Annotated in this window: 17 protein-coding genes; 11 read left to right on the forward strand and 6 right to left on the reverse strand. The window is 47.6% G+C overall.

What is annotated here, in order from left to right:
• The 4 genes from ACWA6V_RS03515 to ACWA6V_RS03530 all read right to left on the reverse strand — a co-directional run.
• The coding region (locus tag ACWA6V_RS03515) for a carboxy terminal-processing peptidase (protein ID WP_449521201.1) at positions 1-2,026 on the reverse strand (2,026 nt) is incomplete at its 3' end.
• Positions 2,027-2,251: 225 nt separating this feature from the next.
• On the reverse strand, positions 2,252-3,178 hold the full coding sequence (locus ACWA6V_RS03520; protein WP_449521202.1) for a diguanylate cyclase: 927 nt from the start codon (positions 3,176-3,178) through the stop codon (positions 2,252-2,254).
• A gap of 160 nt (positions 3,179-3,338) precedes the next feature.
• On the reverse strand, positions 3,339-3,737 hold the full coding sequence (locus ACWA6V_RS03525; RefSeq protein ID WP_449521203.1) for a hypothetical protein: 399 nt from the start codon (positions 3,735-3,737) through the stop codon (positions 3,339-3,341).
• A gap of 233 nt (positions 3,738-3,970) precedes the next feature.
• Positions 3,971-5,047, reverse strand: coding sequence for a 3-deoxy-7-phosphoheptulonate synthase (locus tag ACWA6V_RS03530; RefSeq protein ID WP_449521204.1), 1,077 nt, complete (start codon positions 5,045-5,047; stop codon positions 3,971-3,973).
• 658 nt (positions 5,048-5,705) lie between these two features.
• Between ACWA6V_RS03530 and ACWA6V_RS03535 the strand changes: the two genes are divergently transcribed.
• Positions 5,706-5,927 (forward strand): hypothetical protein, encoded by a 222-nt coding sequence (locus tag ACWA6V_RS03535; RefSeq protein ID WP_449521205.1) that lies wholly within the window; start codon positions 5,706-5,708, stop codon positions 5,925-5,927.
• A 74-nt stretch (positions 5,928-6,001) separates the two neighbouring features.
• Here ACWA6V_RS03535 and ACWA6V_RS03540 read toward each other — a convergent pair whose 3' ends face one another.
• Both ACWA6V_RS03540 and ACWA6V_RS03545 read right to left on the reverse strand, forming a co-directional pair.
• Positions 6,002-6,754, reverse strand: a complete 753-nt coding sequence (locus tag ACWA6V_RS03540; RefSeq protein WP_449521206.1) for a TIGR04219 family outer membrane beta-barrel protein — start codon at positions 6,752-6,754, stop codon at positions 6,002-6,004.
• A gap of 105 nt (positions 6,755-6,859) precedes the next feature.
• Entirely contained in the window at positions 6,860-7,738 is an 879-nt protein-coding gene (locus ACWA6V_RS03545; protein ID WP_449521207.1) for a LysR family transcriptional regulator, read from the reverse strand.
• 175 nt (positions 7,739-7,913) lie between these two features.
• On the opposite strand from ACWA6V_RS03545, the gene leuC reads away from it, so the two are divergent.
• From leuC to ACWA6V_RS03595, 10 genes are all read left to right on the forward strand, one after another.
• Positions 7,914-9,335, forward strand: a complete 1,422-nt coding sequence (leuC, locus tag ACWA6V_RS03550) for a 3-isopropylmalate dehydratase large subunit (RefSeq protein WP_449521208.1) — start codon at positions 7,914-7,916, stop codon at positions 9,333-9,335.
• A gap of 16 nt (positions 9,336-9,351) precedes the next feature.
• Positions 9,352-9,999, forward strand: a complete 648-nt coding sequence (gene leuD / locus ACWA6V_RS03555) for a 3-isopropylmalate dehydratase small subunit (protein ID WP_449521209.1) — start codon at positions 9,352-9,354, stop codon at positions 9,997-9,999.
• Between the two features lie 17 nt (positions 10,000-10,016).
• On the forward strand, positions 10,017-10,352 hold the full coding sequence (locus tag ACWA6V_RS03560; RefSeq protein ID WP_449521210.1) for a hypothetical protein: 336 nt from the start codon (positions 10,017-10,019) through the stop codon (positions 10,350-10,352).
• Positions 10,353-10,373: 21 nt separating this feature from the next.
• Complete coding sequence (gene leuB / locus ACWA6V_RS03565; protein WP_449521211.1) at positions 10,374-11,450, forward strand: 3-isopropylmalate dehydrogenase; 1,077 nt, start codon at positions 10,374-10,376, stop codon at positions 11,448-11,450.
• Positions 11,451-11,484: 34 nt separating this feature from the next.
• Positions 11,485-12,591, forward strand: coding sequence for an aspartate-semialdehyde dehydrogenase (gene asd, locus ACWA6V_RS03570; RefSeq protein ID WP_449521212.1), 1,107 nt, complete (start codon positions 11,485-11,487; stop codon positions 12,589-12,591).
• Between the two features lie 363 nt (positions 12,592-12,954).
• The gene (locus ACWA6V_RS03575) at positions 12,955-16,098 is read left to right on the forward strand and encodes a FimV/HubP family polar landmark protein (RefSeq protein WP_449521213.1); all 3,144 of its coding nucleotides are present in this window, start codon (positions 12,955-12,957) and stop codon (positions 16,096-16,098) included.
• A gap of 85 nt (positions 16,099-16,183) precedes the next feature.
• Entirely contained in the window at positions 16,184-17,080 is an 897-nt protein-coding gene (gene truA, locus ACWA6V_RS03580) for a tRNA pseudouridine(38-40) synthase TruA (RefSeq protein WP_449521214.1), read from the forward strand.
• Between the two features lie 117 nt (positions 17,081-17,197).
• Positions 17,198-17,824 (forward strand): phosphoribosylanthranilate isomerase, encoded by a 627-nt coding sequence (locus ACWA6V_RS03585; protein WP_449521215.1) that lies wholly within the window; start codon positions 17,198-17,200, stop codon positions 17,822-17,824.
• Positions 17,825-17,862: 38 nt separating this feature from the next.
• Entirely contained in the window at positions 17,863-19,089 is a 1,227-nt protein-coding gene (gene trpB / locus ACWA6V_RS03590) for a tryptophan synthase subunit beta (RefSeq protein ID WP_449521216.1), read from the forward strand.
• 69 nt (positions 19,090-19,158) lie between these two features.
• Positions 19,159-19,456, forward strand: a 298-nt coding sequence (locus tag ACWA6V_RS03595; RefSeq protein ID WP_449521217.1) for a tryptophan synthase subunit alpha, incomplete at its 3' end; no start/stop codon positions are given.

Here is a 19,456-nt window from a genome sequence, read left to right on the forward strand (position 1 = left end):
CTTCTTTCGGGATAATTTCTTTGTCTGCCTCTTTAGGTGGTGCATCTTCGTCTTCGTCGCCACCGTTTGCTTTCTTTAGAGCTGCATAATCTGCATAAGGTTTTTCACCTTTGGCCGCGCGCTTTTGGTTTTCCATATCCAGTGCACGCTTTTCCATTTGTTGTTGTTCTGCCTGACGCGTGGCCAAGCGCAGCGATACTTCTTTTTTTGCTGCCGCATCTTTAAACATGGCGCTTTGTTTGTTCAGGAAGATAAAATCTGGATCTTGCGCCATCCGATCTTGATGGCTGGTTTCAATCTTGGGTAAAAACTTGCTGATAGTGTAATAGTTTTGGTGCGGAGCCGGGTGGATGCGATCCCAAGGCAGCGCATTGTCATAACTGCTTTCACCAATGTCGTCCGGATCTAACAAGCTCGGCAATTGCACATCGGGAATTACCCCACGATGCTGGGTGCTGTCGCCGGAGATGCGATAAAATTTTGCTTCGGTAATTTTTAACCGGCCGTGCTTTAGCTCGACGAGATTCTGCACAGAGCCCTTACCAAAGGTAGTGGAGCCAATAATAATGCCGCGACCGTAATCCTGAATAGCGCCAGCAAAAATTTCTGATGCCGAAGCACTCAAACGATTAATTAATACCGCGATAGGCGCGCGATAAACTGCAGGTTGATAGGCGCGATAGTTACGCGAAATGGTATCGTCACTTTGGCGAATTTGTACAACAGGGCCTGGATCGACAAACAGATCAGTCAGCATGGCGGCTTCCGGCAATGAGCCGCCGCCATTATCGCGTAGATCAATAATAATGCCGTCTACTTTCTCTTTGTTTAATTCATTAAGTAAATTGAACACATCGCGTGTTGTACTTTTATAGTTGGGATCACCTTTTTGGTAGGCTTCAAAGTTCATGTAGAAAGTAGGGATGTCAATTACACCTAGCTTGAAGGTTTTATCGCCATTCTTTACTTCAAATATGGCTTTTTTCGCGGCTTGGTCTTCGAGTTTTACTGTTTCGCGTTTAATAGTGATATTTTTGTTGGCCGTTGCCGTAGGGTCTGAAGGGATAACTTCCAGACGCACAATGGTGCCTTTCGGGCCACGAATTAATTTGACAACTTCATCCAAACGCCAGCCAACTACATCGACAAATTCACCATCGGCGCCTTGTGCAATGGAGACAATTTTATCGTTGGGTTTTAGCTGGCCTTGTTTCTGTGCCGGGCCACCGACAACCAGGCTGCTGACTTTTGTGTAGTCTTCATCGCTTTGTAAAACAGCACCTATACCTTGCAGCTCAAGCGACATACTAATGTCAAAATTTTCGGCATTTTCTGGTGATAAATAATTGGTGTGTGGATCGTAAAGCATGGTGAGTGAGTTCATCATCACACTGAATGCTTCTTCATTGGTTTGCTGCTTCAATCTGCGCAGTTGGTTGGCGTAACGCTTACGCAACGTAGTTTTGCTTTCTTCCAGTTTTTTACCTGACAGCATAGAGTTGAGCAGGTTGGATTTAAGGTATTGCTGCCAGAGCTTATCCGCTTCTGCTTGATTGGCTGGCCAGCGGGCTTTTTCGCGGTCAAGCACGATGGACTCTTCGACGTCAAAATCGAATTTTGTTTTTGGATCATCCAGAGTTTTTACCACTTTTTCGAGACGATCAATCATGCGTTCATTGAAGCGATTGAAAATCGCAAAGCTGTTGTCGAGTTCGCCCTTTTTATAGTCGTCGTCGAACGTTTTGCGATATTTTTCGAATTCTGCAATATCGGATTGGATAAAGAAGTTTTTGGCGCTATCGAGTGACTTTAAGTATTCATCGAAGTAGCGGGAGGATAGCGCGTCGTTAAACTCCTGATCGCGGTAGTGTTCGCTATCCAGCTTTTGCACCAGATCAATCGCTGCTTTGCTTTGCTCGGGGGTGGGTTTGAGAACATCGATTTTGTCAGCAAAACTCAATGAAGACAGGCTGACAATAAGGCTAAACAGGGTAAGTTTTAGCGATCTTACAACAACAATTTGCATAAAGTTTGTCTCAAAAAGTCAAAGCGCGTGTCTGGACGCGTCAATGCGCAGCAGTGTTAATTAGTCTGATCATAACAACCCGCTACAACCTGGGTCGGGGTTTAACAGGGCTCTTACTATAGCGGAATTACACGGTTAAAGGCAGGTACAAGCCAACCCTATCGCAGGCGTTAAACAGGCTATTCGTGAATGGGATTCTACTTTCCGTAAAAAGTTTCCCCTCCGTTACCGGGGATTGGGTAATGAAGTGTCATCCACTGGATTGCTCGAATTGGCTGAAGCGGTGGTTCCCATTAAATCCAGCCATAGCTCTTTGCGGTCCAACGGAGTCGCCTTCGGTAGATAGGGGTTGTTGATTCGGATAGCACGACGCTTGCCCAAATCCGCTTTTCCCAGCGCCTCCTGGACTTCAGAGCTGCCGTAAAAATATTTGTTGAAGGCTCCATCCTTAATCGCTGACTCAAGTCCAAACTCAATATCTTTGGCCAATACAGGGTCTTTTTGGCTGACAAAAAAATAGGTTGGAAGGGGGTAGATCAACACAAGGTTTTTTTCAACCGTGAGTTTAAGGCCAGGAAATGCGGACAATTCAGTCCAGACTTCGTTGGCACCGCGTGGGAAGGCATCAAATCGTCCACCATCCAACATATGATAGAGGCTGGGTTTTTTGGTGGTTTTGACTACGTTGAGCCCCGCGCTTTCCAAAATGGAGGCATCTTGCCAGCTGCGTCCTTGTCCAAGGCGAATTTGTTTAAGGTCTTCCAGGGTTTTAATCTTGTCAAAGCGTGCTTGATCGCCTTGGCGAATAAAGAACAGGCGGTGATTCATTAGCCCGCGATAGGCATCAATCCTGATAGGGATAAAGTCGCGCTCCATCTCTTCCGATGTCCCGCCCCACATCACCGAAATAACACCTGATTTGACTGACTCCACCACGCGCGGACGAGAGTAGACTTCGCTTGTTGTGGAGAAAATATAGTTTTTATCCGAGTAGGAGAGTGCCAATTTGAGCAGGCCATTCATGTAATCCGTCTGTACATTGGATTTCATGTTGGTGATGACAGTTTTGGTTTCCGCAGCCAGAAGCGGTACTGAAATAGCCGCTACTACCAATATCCCGCATCGCAGGATCTTTGTCAGGGTGATGTACATAAACACTACTCAGTCAGGATTATTTAATAAGGTTATAGACTTTAAAGTAGCACAGCTCTGCCAGTTTGGTGTTTGGGAATAAAATCGTTTTTCCAAACGAAAAAGCCACAAGGTTAATTGTGGCTTTTGGGGCTTAGGCTAATAAATGGGCGCTGGGGTGTTAGCAGGTTGTGCTGCAATCAAACATCATACGCATAAAGTCGGCTTGATCAGCATGCGTCACTCGGGTGGCAATCACCTGGGAAACTTGCCGGTTCTCCCATTTGTAATCGTAGCGGGTGAAAGCAAGTTCGCCGTTGGCAGCTTCATCGGCGCTAACCACCATGCTTTGGTGTGGGGATGTTTCCAATATATCTAGCAACTCACGGATGGTGGTTGCCAGCCGCTGGCTTTCCAACAATTCGTGGATGCCTTTATGGCTGACGAAAATGTAGTCACAACCCAACATGGTGCTGAGGCTGAGAACTAATTCACCGCGTTGAACTGCTTCGGCCACATCAAAACTGTGAGGACTGTGCGATCGCAATGACGATTGGTGGATAGATTGGCTGAGTGCCATGTTGTGCTCCGCAGGTGGGTGAAGATTATTATTCTTGCGTCCGGCAACTGGCTTTCCTTCGTCAATAGAATCTAACAGTCAGAATTCTAAAAAACCATAGGCTTGGCCTAGTAAATGTCGATAAATTTAACAATTTGTGCGTGATTTGGCTCTCACTTCGAGTATAAAAAAAGTGGCCTGAAGCCACTTTTTTAGTTTAATCAATAACTTAATGCTGACACTTAATTTTTAAATCAGGAGTTAACTCTATTTGCCAGTGTCTCTTTTATGGTGTCGCGCATTTTACGCAGGGTTCTTTCAGTTGTTTCCCAATCAATACAGGCATCGGTTACTGATACACCGTATTTCAGGTCACACAGATTGGCTGGAATGCTTTGATTGCCCGCACCTATATTACTTTCCACCATCAAACCGATGATCGATTTGTTGCCTTCCACAATTTGGTTGGCCACATTTTCCATCACCAGCGTTTGCAACTCGTGGTTTTTGTTGGAGTTGGCATGGCTGCAATCCACCATAATATTAGGCACCACTTTCGCCTTGGCCAACTCTTGCTCACACAAGGCGACACTAACCGAGTCGTAGTTGGGTTTGCCATTGCCGCCGCGCAATACAACATGACCGTAGCCATTACCGCGTGTGTGGATAATCGCTACCTGGCCTTCCGTATTAATACCAAGGAAGCGATGTGGTTTTGAAACGGATTGCAGTGCGTTAATCGCGACTGTCAGACCACCATCAGTACCATTTTTGAAACCTACGGCCGACGACAATCCGCTCGCCATTTCGCGATGGGTTTGCGATTCGGTGGTGCGCGCCCCAATGGCTGACCAGCTAATCAAATCATGCAGGTATTGGGGCGATATAGGATCCAGCGCTTCAGTGGCAGTAGGCAGGCCCATTTCCGAGATATCCAGCAATAATTGACGACCGATATGCAGGCCTTCTTCAATTTTGAAGGAGTCATCAAGGTACGGATCGTTAATTAAACCTTTCCAGCCTACGGTGGTGCGCGGTTTTTCAAAATACACGCGCATCACTACATAAATGGTATCGCTGACCTCATCCGCCAGTTTTTTCAGACGTTGGGCGTAATCTTTGGCGGCCGCTACATCATGGATAGAGCAGGGGCCTATCACCACAAAAATCCGATGATCTTTGCGGTCCAGGATATTACGCACTACTTCGCGGCCCTGGGTTACAACGTCGCGCGCCTTGTCGGTCAGCGGGATTTTTTTCTTGAGTTCTGCGGGGGAAATCAGCAGTTCTTGCGAGACCACATTCAGGTCATCGACTTGGGTATTGGTCATGATGTCATATCCTAAAAGTATCAGTTCATGGGTCATTCTACCTAATAAATGTAAAAAAGTGGGATGGTTTTTTAATGATTACCATAAATAAAGATAATTTTCCTATTATTAATGGTTTTGCGAGACAAATGGTTTGTTTGGTCTGTAAAAGCGATGATTGGTGTTTTACTAATCCTTAAAAAGCTTATTTTTTTAGAAAATCTATCCTTCAAAAAGGCAATCGTTTGTTCATTATTTTTAAGATGCAGCCTTATTCTTAGGTTAAAAAATGATCGCATTATCATCGGGGCGATATCAGCAATAAATACATTGGTTATTATGGTTTTTTTTATTTGCGTATCTAGAAATGAAGGGGCCTCGTGTAGACGAATAACTCTCTTGTTTTATTGATAATGTTGGCTCTTTTACCTATGGCGGATTTAGCAGCGGAAACACAGCACACTGCGTAGCTGTTGGGGAGCGGTGGCGCGCGTGGCGCGGCTTATATAGGTGTGCTGGAGGTTCTGGAGCGCGAGTGTATTTAGGTCAATTGTGTGGTGGGTTCCAGTATGGGTGGTTTGGTTGCTGGTTCTTGTGCGGCAGAGCCATCACTGCAGTCCATGCGTGACAAACTTGCGAAAGCCGATTGGATAGACCTGTGTATGGATGTCTGAGGCTATTGCCTGCTGAATTACCGCAGGAAAAAGATGGTGATCTACGGATGGGATTTGCTGTGAAGGCGGCAAAATTGCAAACTATTTATACGATGGCCGATGAGGGCGACTGGCGTGATTCCGGAGTAATTTATTTAGGTGGCGAAACACCCTTGGGGTCATTGGATCTAGGTCATGGTTTTTCTAGTGGCGATCATAATTTGTGCTTTAAGTTGGATGCATTTTGATGGCTTGCTACTTGTGAGCCGGGTGGAAATCATAAGCTTCACTGCAGCGCAGTGAGGCTTATCTCAGGCAATAATTAAAAATGAAAAAGTGCAGCTGCAAAGGGGCCTTTTATCTCCACATTTGTATGCACATTTTCATCATCAATATTGGCGGTCAGTGCGCGATACCCAACTTCAACGCCTACATCTAATGCTGAGTCAAATGAATAGCCGATTTTTGCACTGTAATCAGCTAAATCATTGCCATCATAACTGATGTAATTGCCTTCAAATCCCGCAAAGAAACCGGTTAAAGGTAAATCAAATTGCATGCGTCCATAGGCGAGTGGAACGGATATATCAATATCCGTTTTATCGCTGGAGCTTGCACTTGTTGCTTCCAGATAGCCTGAATATTTTCTCAGTGTGACACCGAGATCCAGTGTCAGCCAATTATCGAGTAGCTCGTAATAAAGTGCGGCGTCGGTGTAACTTAAATCAAAATCAGTTGCAACTGTACTACCGCTCGGATAGCCAATATTCCCAATGCTGAAATTATTTTCAATCACGCTGCTTTGTTCGCTGGTGATGTTATTTTGCTGAACTTTGATATTGGGAAAAAAGGGAATTGGGTGTTCGACAGCGATGTAGTAAAAATTATTATTGCTATCGCTCATGCCCAAATCACCTGTCGAAGTGGCTGGCTTGCCTATTTCGCCAGCGTATTCGCTTTGCCATGTGCCTGCACCTGCATAAATCCCGAATAGCGTATCGGCATTAGCCTGGTATGCAGTGGTCAATGCAAGTGTGCAGAGCGAAAAGTTCACAAGAGGAGAAAATAGTTTCATAAAAAATCCTGAAGCTTAAAGTAAAGTTTTATCGGGTGGTGTAATTGAGTGTGACGAAAAGTTCGTAGTGCTTGTGAATATTACGCTTGGTAGTGTGAGTAAGGGTTAGGAGTCAATTACTTTATTTTGTAATAGATCCAAAAAGACTCGTGCGGCATTATTCAGGGTGCGCTGGCTGTGATGTATGTAGCCTAGTGGGCGCATAATCGGTGGCTGGTCAATATCCAGAATATGTAGTTCATCATCAATAATGCGTCGCGGCAAAACGCCCCAACCAAGCCCAATACTCAGCAGCATTTTTATAGTGTCCAAGTGATTGGATACCATGCCCATATTCAATGGCAGTTGTTGGCGGTCAAACAAGTTTTTAATGAGCTGCGTGGTGTAGGTATTGGTATCCGGCATTATCGCCGGGTGCTGACTTAAATCGGCCAACTGAAGATGCGATTGCGTTGCAAGTGCATGTGTGGGCGCGACGACAAAATGGAGTTGGTCGTGCCAGAGGGTTTCGCTCTTGAGGCGTGCATCTTGTTGAAGCGCGAGCGTAATAGTGGCGATGTCAAATCTGCCTTGGAGTATTTCATGGTAAGCCTGCTCCGAATCGAGAAAGTGTAAATCCAGTTTTACCTGGGGGTAGCGCGTCGAAAAATCCCTCAAATAGGGCGGCAGATAATGCAACCCTACATGGTGACTGGTGGCGATACTTAGCTTGCCTTGGATGTCGCCCTGTAAATCAGCAATAGCGCGCTGCGTGGCTGCGACCTCGCCCAAGATTAGCTTGGCTTTGCTTAACAACAGCTGACCCGCCTGGGTTAGGGCAACCTGCCGCCCAATACGATCAAATAAAGAGGCTTTGAGTTGTTCCTCCAGCAGGGCAATGCGCTTGCTGATGGCGGGCTGGGTAAGGTGCAAGCGTTCGGCGGCAGCAGAAAATGAACCATGTTCAGCAATTGCCACAAATGCATATAAGTGTTGGGTATCCATTGCTTTATTTTTAGTCTATTCCTTTTAGGAATGCAATATATAAAAAAGATAAATTTGTTTTATGGGTTTTCTGGCCGTACTATCGTCTTTACTAATTGATCTCGAGGCTATCCAGGCAAGTACGTCTTGAAGATCCAGAACAAATACCGTGTAAGCAGATCCTTTGGAGAACACCATGGCCGCTAAAACGCTTTACGACAAACTTTGGGATGCCCACCTCGTGCAGCAGCGCGACGATGGTTCTGCGCTCATTTATATAGATCGTCACATAGTCCACGAAGTGACTTCTCCGCAGGCGTTTGATGGCCTGCGTTTGGCTGGCCGCAAGCCATGGCGTGTGGACTCCATCCTCGCCACTCCAGACCACAATGTGCCTACCACGCAAAAAGAGCGTGCTCATGGTGTTGCGGGGATTGAAGATCCGGTGTCCTTGATTCAGGTGCAGACGCTGGACGATAACTGCGATGAGTTCGGTATCGTCGAGTTCAAAATCAACGATCATCGCCAAGGTATTGTGCACGTGGTCGGCCCTGAAACCGGCGCCTGCTTGCCCGGTATGACCGTCGTCTGTGGTGATTCCCATACCGCCACTAACGGTGCTCTCGGCGCTTTGGCGCATGGAATAGGCACAAGCGAGGTAGAGCATGTGATGGCGACCCAATGTCTGGTCGCTAAAAAAATGAAAAACATGCTCATTAAGGTGGATGGCAAGCTCGGTTTGGGTGTGACACCAAAAGATGTCGTGCTAGCGATCATCGCCAAAATCGGTACCGCCGGAGGTACTGGCTACGCGATGGAGTTTGGTGGTCAGGTCTTCCGCGATATGAGCATGGAAGGGCGTATGACTGTGTGTAACATGGCGATTGAAGCGGGTGCCCGTGCCGGCATGGTGGCGGTAGATCAAACGACTATCGACTACGTAAATGGGCGCACCTATGCACCCAAAGGTGAATTGTGGGAAAAAGCCGTAGCCGATTGGAAAAATTATGTGAGTGATGAGGGCGCACACTTCGATTCGATCGTTGAATTAAACGGTGCTGAGATCAAGCCGCAAGTGAGTTGGGGTACCTCGCCGGAGATGGTTGTTTCTGTAGAAGACAAGGTGCCCGATCCGGCGCAAGAAACTGATCCGGTCAAGCGCGAGGGTATGTTACGCGCATTGCAATACATGGGCCTGCAGGCTAATCAACCCATTACCTCGATTCATGTTGATCGCGTATTTATCGGCTCTTGCACTAATTCGCGCATTGAAGATATTCGCGCCGCAGCTGAAGTGGTGAAAGGCCGCACCAAGGCGTCATCGGTAAAAGAGGCGATTGTGGTTCCGGGTTCTGGTGCAGTAAAAGCGCAAGCGGAAGCCGAAGGGCTGGATAAAATTTTTATCGCAGCTGGTTTGGAATGGCGTGAGCCTGGTTGCTCTATGTGTCTTGCGATGAACGCGGATAAATTAGGTAATGGCGAGCACTGTGCATCAACATCCAATCGCAATTTTGAGGGGCGCCAGGGCTACGGTGGCAGAACGCATTTGGTGAGCCCGGCGATGGCTGCTGCCGCTGCGATTGCGGGTCATTTTGTCGATGTGCGCACATTCAATTAATCAGTAGGAGACCGCGATGAAAAGTTTTACCGTTTTGCAGGGCGTTGCTGCTCCTATGGATCGCGCCAATGTCGATACCGATATGATTATTCCCAAGCAATTTTTGAAATCGATTAAACGTACCGGTTTCGGAAAAAATTTGTTTGATGAGCTGCGCTACCTTGATGAAGGTAAGCCGGATCAAAGTTGCGAAGGGCGCCCAATAAACCCGGATTTTCCACTGAACTTTCCACGTTACCAAGGTGCGACTGTACTGTTGTCGCGCGAAAATTTCGGTTGTGGCTCCAGCCGCGAACATGCGCCCTGGGCATTGGATGATTACGGCTTTCGCTGTGTGATCGCCCCCAGTTTTGCCTATATTTTTTATAACAATTGTTTCAAGAATGGTTTGCTGCCTATCGTATTAAGTGATGAGAATGTCGATCAGTTGTTTAATGAAATGTACGCAACCGAAGGTTATCAGTTGACGATTGATTTGGCTGCTCAAGTTGTTAAAACCCCAGGCGGTGAAAGTTTTGCGTTCGATGTGGATGAATTCCGCAAACATTGCTTGTTAAATGGTTTGGATGACATTGGTTTAACCCTTGAGCATGCCGATGCCATTCGCGCCTACGAAGCCAAAAAGCGCGTTGAAGCTCCTTGGTTGTTTGATGTGGTGAAATAAGTCTTTGAGAGGCGCGTATGGCCGATAATTTGGATGAGATTAGTTGTACTGCTGAAGATAGAAAAAATTATAGAAATTTAGTTTATAAAAGGGATTTAACTAAAGAAGAATTAAAAAGTGTAATTCACCGATTGGATGGTATTTTGCTTAAGACTGCTGATCTTCAATCTAAAAATCCTTTTAGATTAGAGGTGGAGTTTATTCGGCTTTGTGCGGTTGGTAGGTTAGGTGAGATGGAACAGTCTGAGCAAAGGTGTCTTGATAGGCTGCATCAATATGTGCAGATTATTTTAAGTGCTGGACTTACTATTGCTGTAGCAGTCGTGCTCTTTAAGCTAGGTATAAAATCCTAAAAATTTTGTTGGAGAATACTTGTGGGCAAACATATTTTAATTTTGGAAGGCGATGGCATCGGTCCTGAAATTGTGCGTGAAGCGCGCAAGGTGATGGATGTGGTTAATGCTAAATTCGATTTGGGCTTAACCTTTGAAAACGAATTGATGGGCGGTTGCGCAATTGATGCGCACGGCGTTCCGCTGGCGGATTCGACGCTCGAAAAAGCGCGTAAAGCGGATGCGATTTTGCTTGGAGCTGTGGGTGGCCCCAAGTGGGATAAATTGGACCGCTCGATTCGCCCGGAAAAAGGTTTGCTGAAGATCCGTTCACAATTGGGTTTGTATGCGAATCTGCGCCCGGCGTTGTTATATCCACAATTGGTGGATGCATCTTCTCTGAAACCGGAAGTGGTTTCTGGCCTGGATATTTTGATCGTACGCGAATTGGCAGGCGGTATTTATTTTGGTGAGCCGCGCGGTATTCGCGTATTGGAAAATGGCGAGCGTGAAGGTTACAACACCTACAAATATTCCGAGAGCGAGATTATCCGCATCGGCCGTACTGCATTTGAAATGGCGCGCAAGCGTAATGGTAAAGTCTGTTCGGTTGATAAAGCGAATGTGCTTGAGGCGACTATGTTGTGGCGCGAAGTGATGGATACCCTGCATAAAGAGTATCCGGATGTAGAGTTGTCGCACATGTATGTTGATAACGCCGCTATGCAATTGGTGCGCGCGCCAAAACAGTTTGATGTGTTGGTGACTGGGAACATGTTTGGTGATATTTTGTCCGATGCGGCAGCTATGTTGACGGGCTCTATCGGTATGCTGCCGTCGGCGTCATTGGATAAAGATGGTCGCGGTATGTATGAGCCTTGCCATGGTTCTGCACCGGATATCGCCGGGCAGGGCATCGCTAACCCGCTCGCGACGATTTTGTCGGTATCCATGATGCTGCGTTATTCGCTCGGTTATCCTCAGGTTGCGGATGCAATTGAGGTTGCAGTCGGCAAGGTGTTGGATCAGGGTTATCGCACCGCAGACATTTATACGGAAGGTAAGACCAAAGTATCTACCTCGCAAATGGGCGATGCTGTTGTTGCAGCGCTGGCCTAATCATTAGCTTGTGAATTGTTAAAGAGAGACTGAGATGAAAGTAGGTTTTGTAGGTTGGCGCGGTATGGTCGGCTCTGTGTTGATGGAGCGTATGCAAGCAGAAAATGATTTTGCAGCTATCGAACCCGTATTTTTTACCACTTCAAATGTAGGTGGTGCTGCCCCGGCTGTTGCCGCTGGATTACCTGCATTGAAAGATGCTTATTCAGTTGATGATTTGAAGCTATTGGATGTGATCGTCACCTGCCAAGGTGGTGACTACACCAATGAGATTTTTCCGAAACTGCGCTCGTCTGGCTGGGATGGCTATTGGATCGACGCGGCTTCCAGTCTGCGTATGGAAGATGATGCGGTCATTATTCTTGACCCGGTTAATCAGGGTGTTATCGACTCGGCGCTGAAAAAAGGCGTTAAAAATTTTATTGGGGGTAACTGCACTAACTCCATCATGCTGATGGGTGTAGGTGGTTTGTTCCATGCGGGCTTGGTGGATTGGGTTAGCTCTATGACCTATCAAGCAGCTTCGGGTGGTGGTGCAAACCACATGCGCGAATTGTTGAAAGGTATGGGTGTGATTCATGATGCTGTGGCTGATGAGTTGGCAACACCAGCGTCTGCGATTTTGGATATCGACAGAAAAGTGGCTAACACTATCCGTAACGACGTGCCGCGCGAATTTTTTCCAGCTCCGCTTGCTGGCGGTTTGATCCCTTGGATCGACAAGCAATTGGATAATGGCCAGTCCAAAGAAGAGTGGAAAGGTCAGGCTGAAGTTAACAAAATTTTGGGGAATGCCGACACCATCCCGGTTGATGGTTTGTGTGTGCGCATTGGTGCCATGCGGTGCCATAGTTTGGCGTTGACTATCAAGCTCAAAAAGGATCTTCCGCTTGCAGAGATTGAATCCATCATCAAGTCAGGCAATGATTGGGTTAAATTTGTACCAAACGACCGTAGCATCACTGAGCAGGAATTGACGCCAGCCTCTATCACCGGTGGTCTCAAAATTGGTGTGGGTCGAGTGCGTAAGCTCAATATGGGGCCAGAATATATTTCTGCTTTCGTGATTGGCGATCAGTTGTTGTGGGGAGCGGCCGAGCCGTTGCGCCGCATGCTGCGTATTCTGAAAGGGTCAAAATAAGCCGTTTTCTGCTTATTCAGTCCTGGTAAAAAACAAACCCCAAGGTTGGCAACACCCTTGGGGTTTTTGCTTTTTATAACCGCTTTAGGGGTAAATAAGGATTTAAATGTCAGTCCTTTTTCACATTTTTGTAAAATCACTCCTGAAAACTATCAAAAAAGCGGCTTTGTTTGGTCTTTGTCAAGACCCCGAGTATTGATAAAAACCTATTTATAATGAATACTTACGAACGATACTGAAGATTCATTCGAGGTTTTATGCCTCACCAGCACAGCTTCATTTACTCATCAAGCTGTGTTAATCAACTAAAATGTCTGACTAATCGTGTTTAGTTCAGCCGTGGAATAATAAAAGGATAGCGCTATGCGTCTTCGTCAGTTGGTTTTAGCCTGTGGTCTTACATCCCTTGTGCTGTCGCCTTATGCCAGTGCATTGGGATTGGGTGAGGTTAAGCTCAAGTCAACGCTCAACCAGCCACTTGAGGCCGAGGTCAAGCTACTTGATACGCGCGATCTTACGGCGGAGCAGATTCTGGTTGCTTTGGCATCCCCGGCTGACTTTGAACGCAATGGCGTAGACCGTTTGTTTTTCTACACAGAGTTCCAGTTTCAGGTAGACCTTGAAGCTGCTGATGGCCCCAAGGTGGTTATCACCTCGCGCAGCCCGGTTCGCGAACCCTACCTGAATTTTTTGATTGAAGCCCGCTGGACTGCAGGTCGTTTGTTGCGCGAATACACCCTGTTAATGGATCTGCCTACTTTTGATGAAGGCGGTGCTACACAAGCAGTGCAAACTCCTGTCACCAATAATAAATCGCACCAACCGCGCACTACCACATCAACACCTAAAGCGACGTCAGATTCCGGCTACACTAGTGAGCCGCGCCCGGCGTCTAGTGCTCGCCAGCCCAGTCTGAGTGGCGATGAATATGAAGTTCGCAGCAACGATACCCTCTGGGAAATTGCGCTGCGTGCACGCCCTGATTCCAGCGTTTCAGTCCATCAGAGCATGATGGCGCTCTATCGCGCTAATCCTGAAGCCTTTATTAACGGCAATATCAACAGATTGCGTCGCGGGCAAGTATTGCGTGTTCCCGATGCGAGCGAGATGAAATCGCTTAATAAGTCTGATGCTGTGAGTCAATTCGCTCAGGCTACAGGCGACTCAGATTCAGGTGCACAGTTAAATGCATCGCGTCGTACCAGCTCAACCCGTACTGAATCTGCCGAAGTAAGTGGGCGCGTAAAGCTGGCAGCGCCTTCAACAGGTACCGCTAGCGCAGGCCAAGGTAGTGGCGCTAACGATGGCGCAGGCAAGGCGCTGGAGTCTGAGTTGGCTGTGACTTTGGAGGAGCTGGATAAATCCAAAGCGGAAAATACCGAATTAAGTTCACGGGTAAAAGATCTCGAAGCTCAGATCGAAACCATGGAGCGTTTGGTTGAAGTAAGCAATGAAAAGCTGCGTGCACTACAAGTGGCAGCTGGCCAGAGTGTGTCATCTGCAGCACAGGTATTAGAGGCTCCCACTGTTGCAGAGCCAATTGCTGAAGTGGCTGCTGTTGCTAGCTCTGAAGCTGCTGCATCCAGTGTTGCTGCAGTAGCGCCACCACAACCAGCCCCGCCGAAGAAGGTGATTGTTCCACCTAAACCTGAATCTACATTGGTCGATACTGCAGTTGAAAATGCTCCTTGGATCGGCTTGGGGATTTTGGGGTTGGCAGGTGCAGGCTATTTTGCTTACCGCCGCCGCAAGCAGGCTGAGGAGCAGCAGGAGGAAGAGCAGGATGATGTTTTTGCCATGGATGATTCCGCTGGTGAGCATGAAGAAGTGGCCGATGATGCAGATCACTTCAATGAAATCGATGAAGCATCACTGTTTGATGAAACTAATGAAACGACCGCTGTTGCTGAAACGGGCGATGTAGTTGGCGAAGCGGATATTTATATTGCTTACGGTAAGCTGGATCAGGCAGAGGAAATGCTGCTCAATGCCCTGCAAAAAGATCCTGACTCGGCCGATATTCGCATGAAGTTGCTGGAAGTTTATTCCCAGCAACAAAATGGCCCTGCATTTGACAAGCATTATGCGGCGCTCTTGCCTTTGGCTGGCGGAGCCTTGCTGGCGCGCGCATCTGAGTTGCGTGAAGGTATCTCCGGTGCGGGTGAATTTGATCCCGCCGCTTCAGTGGCAAATGAAGCACAGGATGCAGATTTGGATCAATTCTCCCTCGATGATTTTAATCTTGATGATGACCTGTCTGTTGCTCCGGTTGCAGCAGCAAGTGAGCCAACCAGTTTTGATTTTGACCTTGATCTGGACGATGACGAGTCCAATCTCTCAGCTGCTATCACCGATGCGCCTGCAGCAGTAGAGAATGAATTCCAATTGGATTTTGGTGATGATCAGGGTGCGGAAGCTGATGATTTGTCTGAGTTGTCACTGGCTCTCGATAATTTGGAAGCAGATACTCTGCCTGAGGATCTGGAGGTTAAGGCTCCTTCAATCGAAGAGGAATTCAATTTCGATTTGGGTGATGACCTTGAGCTGAATGAGTCGGCAGTAGAAGAGCCTGTTGAGCTTGTTGCTGCAGAGCCTGAGTCATTGGATGTGTCGGCTGATGATTTTAATCTGGACATGAATGTTGATGATGTCGATCTGGCGGCGCTTGACCATGAAATGGAAAGCCTGGATGTAGATTTTGATGATGATCTTTTGGGTGAAGATGAAGATTACGCGCTTGAAGATCCCAACATCTCTGATGTGAAATCTGCACAAGATGATTTTTCTACGTCGAAGCTGAGCTTGACTGATGATTTGGATAATTCTGAAACATCCATGGATTTTGAGTTGGATGACGACTTGGTTGATTTTGGTGCAGAAGATACTGCTGAAGAACTGGTGATTTTCCCCGATGATACTGAAACCTTTGCTGAAACAAGTGCTGATGAATTGCTACCAGATTTTGAATTAGATGATGATACTTTTAGCCTTGAAGAAGAGGCCTTGGCTAATGGTGATTTGGATCTTGCTGCGCTTGAAGATGATCTTGGTGAGTTAAGCGAGTCTGCTGAGTTTGACGGCGCTGAGTTTGCCGCGGTGGATGATATTGTTGATTTGGAATTGCAGGATGAAATTCCTTCACAGCCAGAACCTGTCCCGCCTGTAGCTATAGCGGACGAACCTGCGTTGGTTGATGCCGAAGAGGAGCATGACGAAGATTTGTTTGCGCAGGCGCTGTCAGATTTTTCAGGCGACTCAGATGATATCGATTTGAATGAGTTCTCCAGCGACGAGGCTGCACTGGCCGATTTGTCGGATGACGATATGGATGCCGAATTGGATTTCCTTGCCGATGCCGATGAAGCTGCAACCAAGCTGGATTTGGCGCGCGCTTATATCGATATGGGCGATAGTGAGGGTGCGAAAGATATCCTCTCTGAAGTCCTCGGTGAAGGTAATGACGAGCAGCGTAAAGAAGCCAATGAGTTGCTCGGCCGTATAGGCTAATTTTCTCCTGATCGCAAAGCCTTGCATTCCGGTGCAAGGCTTTTTTATTTTGTGCAGTTTGGTTTCTGTTTGATGGTCTATTCCCATGAGTGAAAACTACGTCCCCAGTTCCAAGCCCTATGTCCGCAATGGTGAGGTGGTGGCCGATACTATTTGGCCCGACGGGATGCATCGTATTGCCTTGGGTATTGAGTATAAGGGGACGGACTACCACGGTTTTCAAGTGCAGCCAAACGGCGTTAAAACTGTGCAACAGTCTTTGGAGAAGGCCTTATCTACAGTGGCGGATGAGCCTGTCAGCCTCGTTTGTGCTGGCAGGACCGATGCTGGCGTACATGCGACTAATCAGGTTATCCATTTTGATACGCTTGCCTTGCGCCCGGAAAAAGCCTGGTTGCGTGGTACCCGGCCATATTTACCTGACTCAGTGTCGGTGCGTTGGGCGCGTGAGGTTGTACCGCAATTCCATGCGCGTTTTAGCGCACTGAACCGCACTTATCGCTACTTGATGACCGATGCCAAAACCCCATCCGGTTTATTGCATGACCAGGTGACCTGGTCATCGCGCCCGCTCAATGTTGATGCCATGCGTGAAGCTGCAACCTATTTGGTCGGTCAGCATGACTTCACATCGTTTCGTGCAACCCAGTGCCAGGCGAAAAGCCCGGTACGGCGGATTGAGTATTTGCATCTGGTGCGCCGCGGGGATTTGATTATTTTGGAAGTGCAGGCCAATGCATTCTTGCATCATATGGTGCGCAATATTGTCGGTGTACTGATGGCGGTGGGAGCGGGTGATAAGCCGTCCAGCTGGGTTGCAGAGGTGCTGGCGGCGCGCGACCGCAGCGCTGGCGGTGTAACGGCTAAACCTTTTGGCCTTTATTTGGTGGGCGTCGATTACCCGGTCCATTTTGGTTTGTCAGTGTGTCCTCCGGGGCCATTATTTTTTGCTGAGCCGCTAGGTGGTTTTGCACCTCAATGAAAAATGAGCCCTCGCCGTTTTGCGGCTTTTCGCAGTTGTTTCTGTTAATATCCCCGCCTTATTTTTGCTTCACCCCTCATTTTGCATGTGTGCCAATAGCGATTGGAGAGCCTGAGTTTGTCCAGAACGCGAGTCAAAATCTGCGGTATAACCTGTGTTGAAGACGCTGTAGCAGTAGTTGATGCGGGTGCGGAAGCCTTGGGTTTGGTCTTTTATGCTGCCAGCCCACGTGCAGTAACAATTGTGCAGGCGCGCGCGATTGCATTGGCAGCGGGGCCATTCACCGTTGTTACCGGATTGTTTGTGAATGCTGATCCAGAGTTTGTGGATGCCGTATTGAAACAAGTACCGCTACAATTATTGCAATTTCACGGTGAGGAAGATCTTGCTTATTGTGAGTCTTTTGCGCGCCCTTATATGAAGGCAATTCGTATGCGGCCTGAACTGGATGTGGCGGCTGCTATAGCGGGGTATCCCAGTGCGTCAGGTATTTTACTGGATGCCTATCGCCCCGGAGTGCCGGGTGGTACAGGTGAAACCTTTGATTGGGCGCGAGTGCCACGGCAACCAGCCAGACCTTTGGTTTTGGCAGGAGGTTTAACTGCTGCCAACGTTGCCGATGCTATTCGGGCGACCCAAGTCTATGGGGTTGATGTCAGCGGTGGTGTAGAATCGGCACCCGGTAAAAAAGATCACGACAAAATAACCTCTTTTATCAATAACGCGCGGTTTGCTGCATCTTGATGTGCAGTATGTACCGGCTTCTTACAGGTGATTAAACGGTGAATAACACTGAGCAGTTTTCAGCTATTGATTACAGTGCTTTCCCCAATGCGGAAGGTCACTTCGGCCCCTATGGCGGCCGCTTTGTTTCCGAGACGCTGATTTATGCGCTCGATGAACTCCAATCTATCTATTTTAATTTGAAAGATGACCCCGGCTTTCAGGCCGAATTTGATAAGGACATGGCGCACTATGTTGGCCGTCCTTCGCCACTGTATCTCGCTGAACGCTGGACCCGTGAGTTGGGTGGTGCGCAGATTTATCTGAAGCGTGAAGATTTAAATCACACCGGCGCACATAAAGTAAACAACACTATTGGCCAGGCACTTCTTGCGAAGTTCACTGGCAAGACCCGTGTCATTGCAGAGACAGGTGCAGGTCAACACGGTGTTGCTACTGCGACAGTTGCTGCGCGTTTGGGTTTGAAATGCCGCGTCTATATGGGCGCCGAAGATGTTAAGCGTCAGGCACTCAATGTGTATCGCATGAAATTACTGGGGGCAGAGGTATTCCCGGTAACCTCTGGTTCACGCACGTTAAAAGATGCGATGAATGAAGCTATGCGTGATTGGGCGACGAATGTTGATGATACTTTTTACATTATCGGCACTGTTGCAGGCCCTCATCCTTATCCGCAACTGGTACGCGATTTCCAATCGATTATTGGTCGCGAAGCTCGTCGCCAATGTTTAGAGCAAGCCGGTCGTTTGCCCGATGCGTTGGTTGCCTGTGTAGGTGGTGGTTCCAACGCAATAGGCTTGTTTCATCCATTTCTCACTGATGAATCCGTAAAAATGTACGGAGTTGAGGCGGGTGGTTTGGGTATCGAAACTGGTAAACACGCCGCGCCATTGAATAAAGGTATTCCCGGTGTATTGCATGGCAATCGCACCTATTTGATGGAAGATGAAAACGGCCAAATTATCGAGACCCATTCAGTGTCGGCTGGTTTGGATTATCCCGGTGTAGGTCCTGAGCATTCATGGTTAAAAGATATTGGCCGCGTAAATTATGTGGCGATCAATGATGACGAAGCTTTGGCCGCATTTCGCAAAATTACCAAAACTGAAGGTATTATGCCGGCGCTGGAATCCAGCCATGCCCTGGCCTATGTGGAAAAACTGGCTCCGACCATGAGCAAAGACCAAATTATTATCGCCAACCTCTCCGGTCGCGGCGATAAAGATATTTTGACTGTCGCCGGATTGGATGGCATTACCGTTTAATCCAAAGCGTCAACAAGCTTTTTAAAAGATGCCGCTTACTGGGCGGCAAATAAAAATCAGGAATTGTCGATGAGTCGTATTTCCCAGCATTTGAGCCAAGCCAAAACGGCGGGCAAAAAAATATTAGTCGCCTATGTGGTTAATGGTGATCCTTATCCCCAAGCCACTTTGCCAACCTTGCATGCGTTGGTCGAGCAGGGTGTTGATGTGATTGAATTAGGTGTGCCTTTTTCTGACCCTATGGCTGAAGGCCCGGTGATTCAAAAAGGTCACGAGCGTGCGCTTGAGCATCACATCAGTTTGCGCGGTACCCTCGAAATTGTTAAACAATTTCGTGCTATCAATAACACCACACCAATTGTGTTGA

The organism is Cellvibrio sp. (genome assembly GCF_053579595.1).

Coding starts and splice junctions, on each gene's coding strand:
- asd (WP_449521212.1), top strand. CDS start 11,485: ATGAAAGTAGGTTTTGTAGGTTGGCGCGGTATGGTCGGCTCTGTGTTG.
- ACWA6V_RS03545 (WP_449521207.1), bottom strand. CDS start 7,738: ATGGATACCCAACACTTATATGCATTTGTGGCAATTGCTGAACATGGT.
- leuC (WP_449521208.1), top strand. CDS start 7,914: ATGGCCGCTAAAACGCTTTACGACAAACTTTGGGATGCCCACCTCGTG.
- truA (WP_449521214.1), top strand. CDS start 16,184: ATGAGTGAAAACTACGTCCCCAGTTCCAAGCCCTATGTCCGCAATGGT.
- ACWA6V_RS03540 (WP_449521206.1), bottom strand. CDS start 6,754: ATGAAACTATTTTCTCCTCTTGTGAACTTTTCGCTCTGCACACTTGCA.
- ACWA6V_RS03520 (WP_449521202.1), bottom strand. CDS start 3,178: ATGTACATCACCCTGACAAAGATCCTGCGATGCGGGATATTGGTAGTA.
- ACWA6V_RS03525 (WP_449521203.1), bottom strand. CDS start 3,737: ATGGCACTCAGCCAATCTATCCACCAATCGTCATTGCGATCGCACAGT.
- leuD (WP_449521209.1), top strand. CDS start 9,352: ATGAAAAGTTTTACCGTTTTGCAGGGCGTTGCTGCTCCTATGGATCGC.
- ACWA6V_RS03560 (WP_449521210.1), top strand. CDS start 10,017: ATGGCCGATAATTTGGATGAGATTAGTTGTACTGCTGAAGATAGAAAA.
- ACWA6V_RS03575 (WP_449521213.1), top strand. CDS start 12,955: ATGCGTCTTCGTCAGTTGGTTTTAGCCTGTGGTCTTACATCCCTTGTG.
- ACWA6V_RS03530 (WP_449521204.1), bottom strand. CDS start 5,047: ATGACCAATACCCAAGTCGATGACCTGAATGTGGTCTCGCAAGAACTG.